The following is a 7,032-nucleotide window of genomic DNA, read 5'->3' as shown; positions in this document are numbered from 1 at the left end:
TCGATACATGTGTATAATTTGTTGTCTATCCACCATTTTAATCATTTTATCCTCTGTGTTTTAATCATACACAAAGGAATTTATAATGTGAGTATTTGTTAATAAAATAAAGAATCTTAACAATCAAGAAACTGTTAAAACTGATCATTTTACTTCCTCAGGTGGTATACTTTTCAAGTAGATTAGTGGGGTAGTTTTCAAGTATTATTTACAATGATGACTGATAGTAAATCTCTCACGATACAGACAATACAGAAAATAAATAACGAATAGCCATTTTCAGACTACTCGTTATTTGAATAATAGTTTTGCTTAGTCAATATCTTTTTTTATTTTTGAAAAAATAATCAATAGATACAACTTTATGAAAAATATCTCACTTTTATTATTAATCCCTTTTTTCATGTTATTATCATGCTCTGATGACAATAGCGAAAGCCCCGATAATACAAACCCAGTTTTAAACTTAACCAATGAGCAGATAGCAGGAACTTACACGTTAAGCAGAGCAACCGACAGAAACGACAACCCTATTAATCTTGGCTGCGACCTTTCAAAAATCACTTATGAGTTTAAGGCGGACGGAAGTGCACTACATAAAAGATGTTCGCAAGATTATAACGATCATACATGGAAACGTGACAAGGATAAAATAACCATATATGGTGACGGCATCATGGGTGATGGGCAAAACTATAAACTGCAAATAAACTCTACTAATAAAAACATAGAGCTCGTTTTAGTATCAAGTACAGAAATAGTAATTTATAGTAGAAACTAAAATTTAAATTTACTTAGCATCCAAGTACCATAAGAATCTACTGATCCTACTGGCGTCCACTCGCCAATATATACGCACATAGCAGTCCAGCCTTCGCCAACGTCGATATATTCGTTTTCCGTGCTGTCGTCGAATAGCCTTTGACCGAGTGGCGCATATATGCGCATGTAGCCCGTCCACCATTGCTTGAACCAAATAACTGTACCTCTGTAAGCATTTGTTGGCAAATAAACATGTTGCACACCTTTAGAATTACCCAAAACAAAAGATGTATTTCGGGTTAGCCTAGTCGTTTCTCCACCATTGCCACTTAAGCTTATCATACTAAGACTTTGCCCGTTTATTCTTAATTGGTCAAAATAGCCGCCATACGCTGGGGCTGGGTTGTTTGAACTGTTTGAAGCCGTGCCGAATACGCCTACAATTCCGTAATTGCTACTCCACATATTTTTATCCATCTTCCCATAACCTAACGCCGCGACTGCTGCTTTCATAGATATACCCGTAGAAGCTGACAGCGTATCAATACCCGCGCGGTTCGCAAATACACCTTGAGATGATAAGCTTGCATAGTCGCCATCTGTTATATTGTAAGCCTCTACTTTTGCATCATTTCCTGAGTCTAGTCGTATGTATTGATCTTTTGTTTCTTCGTCGCCATCTTCAGTCCATCGCTTCGTCTGGTTGTTGAACTGCAAAGAACCATTTAGCCCATCAAGAACCATCGCGTTAAGGTCGCCCGTTGTTGCTTTCGATTTTATAACCTGATTTGAGAACAAAAAACCGGCTATAAAAGCCTCGCCGTACACATTCAGCGCCTTGCGTATTGTGGCATTCGATAGCGTTAGCGTGTCCTTTTCGCTTATATTCCAGTCTAAGCCGTTATCGTCATTACCCAGCTTAAATTCATTCTTGGCCAAATCCAGATAGCTATCTCCATCAGTCGAAACAATTCTGTCGGTATTTATCCGTCCGGGATAAATTTCGGTCAGACCAAATAATTCCATAATTGAACGGTTCCCCTCTTCATCTTCACTATTGAGTATCCCGATCAAAAAATAGTAAAATCCATTTCCCTGATCAACAGTTATACTCTTTTAGCTTCTAATTCGCTAATTGCTAGATGTAGGACGTATGTCTCTAAACTAAAGTTTACCACTAGGTGTTAAGTGTTTTGGCTTTTAAACATAGTGTAATTGTTCCATTTTTTGCGTTTAAAGTTCTAATCTTCATCGGAGGCTTGAGACTCATCAGAAATGGAGGATGGGAAGATAGCATAATAAATTATCTCCCTTAATTCAATTAAGGGAGATAATTAAGATTTAGTTTATATTTATCCTCTTGTAATTCGAATAGTGAATGTATATGTCGATGGTGTACTAGGACTAAGGTCGTATGGTATCTGCTGCATCGTGAATACCAATGGGAAAACATGATCCCCTAAACCTGTTACAGTTCCAGGTGTTACAGTCAAATCTGCATAGTAAGAGCCATCAGCTAGTGTGCCTTGCGCATCTAATGTAACCTTACCATTACTACTACCTGTTATTGTTCCGAATGCTGCTTTCACAAATTTCAGACCGCCTGTGGGTTTTATGTATACTCTGATTTTCCCACCTTTGCTTGATTCTGCATATATCGAGGCTGCAAGTGGTCCTTCGGTAACTCCATTATTCACAACGTATGCTGCATTTTGCGCAGGACCTCCATATTGTGTAACATTTACTTGCTGCAGAGGAGCAAAAACTGATGTTCCATTGGCTGTTTTACCATATAGTCCATATTGAGATGTAGCTTTTCGGACTGTTGAGCCACTATTTGCATATACCGCAATGTATTTTTGATTCGCACTCGGATTTGATGAAACTGGTCGAATCATTGTGATACCAGCATCCGGTCTATGAGTAATTACCCTTTTCGAATTAGTTGTTACTATAGGATCTAAATCATCACTGTAGGTATAATAAAAATAGAAATTTTTATATTTTAAGTCAAAGATTAATGCTTCTTGCTGAACCGAGAATTGTTTTGTTGTAGCTCCATTGGTTACTGAAATAACCCCCGAACGAGCAACCTTCTCATTATTAAAGTCCACATACATAGTATGCGCTCCTGAAGTTGCATTTTTTTCAACGACAGCCCACGGAAGTGATGTACAGCTTATAGGAAGAGTAGAGTTAGAAGATATAGCTAAAGTCTCTTTTGTCTGACTTGTATTTGCTCCTATCCAACCATCTACCGTAGCCTTGAATGTTCCCGGTACCATTAAATAAAGTTTTTCACCATTTATTGTTACAACTTTCTTTGTTCCACCACCTGACTTATGTTCGAAAGTTATTGTAGCAGTAGCATCAGCATCTTCTTTTATGGCCATCTTGAAAGTGTATGTAAATTGCCCTGCCACACCAGTTGTTGTATTAGTAATATCTGTAATTGCTGCTCCTTTGTTTATAGTCGCTTTCCAATCTCTTGAAGCATTCATCGTAAAACTATATGATTGTCCATCCATTACATATTTAGCTTTTAGATTTGTAATTTCAAAAGTTCCACAATTTTCTGTCACTGTTGCCAAATTAGATGTTGCCGTACCGCAAGTGTTAGAGACTACACATCTATAACTTCCACCGGTTGTAGCAGTATAGGTTGAGGTTGTAGCACCTGCAATATTCGCACCGTCTTTTTGCCACTGATAAGTCAATGGCGATGTTCCACTAGCTGCAATTTTAAGCCCAAGTGTAGTACCTCCCGGACAAATTTCACCTCCTACAGGATGAGTCGTGATAGCTGGAACAGCATTGAGTGTTATTGTAGCCACATTTGATGTAGCTGTTCCACAAGTATTAGTAACTATACATTTGTATGAACCAGCTGCTGTTGCTCCATAAGAAGCTGCCGTAGCACCTGCAATATTCACGCCATCTTTCTGCCACTGATAAGTCAATGGAGACGTTCCACTAGCTGCAACAGTTAGTGTACGTGTTGTTCCAGGGCAGATAGCTGCACTTGTCGGATGAGTCGTGATAGCCGGAACAGCATTGAGTGTTATTGTAGCCACATTAGATGTAGCTGTGCCACAAGTATTAGTAACAACACATCTGTATGAACCTGCTGTTGTTGCTCCATAAGAAGCTGTCGTAGCACCTGCAATATTCACATCGTCTTTCTGCCACTGATAAGTCAATGGAGATGTTCCACTAGCTGCAACAGCTAGTGGACGTGTTGTTCCAGGACAGATAGCTGCACTTGTCGGATGAGTCGTGATAGCCGGAACAGCATTGAGTGTTATTGTAGCCACATTAGATGTAGCTGTGCCACAAGTATTAGTAACAACACATCTGTATGAACCTGCTGTTGTTGCTCCATAAGAAGCTGTCGTAGCACCTGCAATATTCACATCGTCTTTCTGCCACTGATAAGTCAATGGAGATGTTCCACTAGTTGCAACAGTTAGTGTACGTGTTGTTCCAGGACAGATAGCTGCACTTGTCGGATGAGTTGTGATAGCCGGAACAGCACATCTATCAGGACAAGGTCCCTGAATCCTCATCCATATATTCTCGTTCCACACATATATTCCAGGACAAAGCTCTCCTGCATCGGTCAGATTATATACTGTTAACCCAGAATGATCAATAGGATTCCATACGTCTATTCCTGACGCTTTATCAATCGTCGATTTTAAGTCATTACTATTATTGGTTATAGTTAAAGACTTTAAGTTTACTCTAGGCAAGAGTAACCCTTTTTTAGAGTTAGCTCCTAAAGCATCGTTTTCTTTTAGATCCAATAAAGCCCCTTTATTAGGCTTTGTTCCGGATCCAATGGTTACTTGTGCCTGCAAAAAAAATGTGTTCAATGCTACTAGCAAGCATATAAAAGTGAGTTTTGTAAAGAATTTCATTGCAATGAATTTGATTTATTATGGACGTATATTAGTCCATACGTAGGATGAATTTTTGTTCGAATAATTTTGTGTTATGAATTAAGGACAAATGTAATGTGGAAGGGTAAGTATCCTAGTCCTATAGCTGTACTAAAGAATCCCATATTAGGATAAAGGTATCCCAAATACGAAAAAAACAGCATCCCAAATATGTAATAAGCTTATAGCTAAGTTGATGCGATTGTTTAAATAACTGCATGAATTTGTATTCATTTTGCAATTACGACTTTTAGTCTAGTACAAAAAAGAAATTCTCGTAACGCTTTTAGACATTACGAGAACGAACTTTTATAAAATATAGAGTATACTTAGATTCTAATATTTAATTTTTAAGGTCATTTTGGGCTTCTCTAAATTCATTTGGAGTCATACCAAATTCGGCTTTAAAAAGCCTATAGAATGTAGAAGTCGAGGAAAACCCTGAATCAAAAATAATAATATTTACGGGAATAGTATTATCAGACAGAAGTCTTTTCCGTACATAATTCAATCTATATCTATTTACATAATCCAAAAAAGCAAGTCCTGTCTCTTCTCTTATAGCCTCAATAACATATCTCCAATTGGTTTTTAATTCTTTTGCTACATCCTCCCTAGTTAAATCAACTTTTTTATATGCTTCTCCATCTTTCATATATTTCTCAATTTCGAGATATAGAGTATTTTGCTTCTGTGGATCGTCTTTCTGAATTTGACTATTTGATAATCCATCGATCTCGGTATATCTTCTCAAGAGCACTAAATTTTTTTCTTTTTGAGCTTTACTATTTCTATGAACTATATAAAGGATCAAGAATAATAATAAACATGTAATTATTAGAGCTATAATGATGAGTTTACTTTTTGTTAATTGAGCTTCGTTTTTCTCTCTCTCAAGATTGAACAATCTAGCTTCATAATCTTTCGATAAAGCTAGTATTTGTAATGGCATATTAATATTATAGATAGAGTCTTTATGTTGTGATAGTTCTTTTTGTAGATGAAGTGCCTCGTTGTATTTTTGTAAGCCTTCAAGCGCTCTAATTTTTAACTCTGTAAGTTCTGTAACCAACGCCTTGTCAGGGCTCTCCTCTTTAAAGTATTTTAAAGCACTTTCTAAATTACTGAGAGCTTTGTTATAGTCCTTTATCAACAGATAATATTCTCCCAAAATAGTAATAGTTTCATGCTTATTATAATTTTTGAAATCACTATCTGGCATTTGCATCGCTTTATCTAAATATTTTTTAGTGTTTTCAACATCTCCTTTTCTTACATAAATATTTGCATAATTATTATAGATGTGATATTTATAATAAACAGAAATACTTTCGTGTAAAGTTCCTTGTAATTCTCGCACGAGTTCTTCCATTACACAACAAGTATTTAAAGCTTCTTCGTACTCTTTCAAATAAATATTGGCAATTGTGAGTATATCATAGAACGTAAGTTCGGCATTTGGCAATATCTGCCCCTGAAAAGAAGAAAGATTATCTATGGCTTTAAGGATAGTTTCCTTTGCTAAGTCGTATTTTCTTGTCATTAGATATGCTTCTGCTAATGTGGCATATGAGTCTATACTATTGGTCGCTTCTAAATATTTCTTTATATTGTGTATGCCTAATTCATAGTAACCATTATTAATATACACTTTACCGATATAGTAATAGGTCTGATTGGGGTTCTTTATCTTGTACTTTTCATATATTTGATTTGATATCTCTGCATAAAATACAACACTGTCAATATTATTATTCACAGTAAAGTATCTGGCTTTTAAACTATAACTTGCAGCCAGATATCTCATATTATTCTGCCTAATAGCCTCCTCTTTAACTTGTTCGCTTAAAACCATTAATTCGGAACTAAATTGATAATGCTTATGTAAATCAAACATCAGTTCTAACTTCCGCTCTCCATCAGAATTTGCTATCTGCTGCTCTAAACTGTCTATTTCAGAGGTTTGAGAAAATAATTGTAGCGAGAACGATAATGATAAAATTATCAATAAACCTATTGATTTTTGCATGTGATGTTTAATAATGTGACTTATTGAGTACAAAGATTGCAAAATTAGTATAATATTAAAATATAAACAATTTAAATTATTTTATTGGATACAAGTGTATTACAGATATAGGGTTTGATTTTCCGTATTTGGGACTCTTTGGTACAGGTATGGGATCAAGGTCCGTTTTTTCCTGATTTTAAAAGAGCAATGCTCCAACATTGTAAACGAATAAAATTTAAATAGGTTCTTGTAAATCATACTTTTTATGTAAGTTTGTACAGCTTGTTGAGAAACATAGTTTTTTCTAGATAAGAAATG

4 protein-coding genes are annotated in these 7,032 nt (G+C 35.9%); 1 reads left to right on the top strand and 3 read right to left on the bottom strand.

Annotated elements, in window-relative coordinates:
- Window positions 1–364: 364 nt before the first annotated feature.
- Window positions 365–781: a lipocalin family protein gene (locus C1A06_RS12225; RefSeq protein WP_101690495.1), complete on the top strand. Its 417-nt coding sequence runs from the start codon at window positions 365–367 to the stop codon at window positions 779–781.
- Here C1A06_RS12225 and C1A06_RS12220 read toward each other — a convergent pair.
- The 3 genes from C1A06_RS12220 to C1A06_RS12210 form a co-directional block, all read right to left on the bottom strand.
- Entirely contained in the window at window positions 778–1,788 is a 1,011-nt protein-coding gene (locus tag C1A06_RS12220; protein ID WP_145996403.1) for a hypothetical protein, read from the bottom strand. The two genes, C1A06_RS12225 and C1A06_RS12220, sit on opposite strands and share 4 nt — an antisense overlap.
- 326 nt (window positions 1,789–2,114) lie before the next feature.
- Complete coding sequence (locus C1A06_RS12215) at window positions 2,115–4,682, bottom strand: DUF8696 domain-containing protein (RefSeq protein ID WP_101690493.1); 2,568 nt, start codon at window positions 4,680–4,682, stop codon at window positions 2,115–2,117.
- A gap of 364 nt (window positions 4,683–5,046) precedes the next feature.
- Window positions 5,047–6,732 carry a helix-turn-helix domain-containing protein gene (locus C1A06_RS12210; protein WP_101690492.1) on the bottom strand — a complete coding sequence of 562 codons (1,686 nt, stop codon included), beginning with the start codon at window positions 6,730–6,732 and terminating at the stop codon, window positions 5,047–5,049.
- Between the last annotated feature and the right edge of the window lie 300 nt (window positions 6,733–7,032).

Origin of the sequence: Dysgonomonas massiliensis (assembly GCF_900240225.1) — a bacterium.
GTDB lineage: Bacteria > Bacteroidota > Bacteroidia > Bacteroidales > Dysgonomonadaceae > Dysgonomonas > Dysgonomonas massiliensis.
This window is presented reverse-complemented; position numbering and strand designations above follow the sequence as displayed.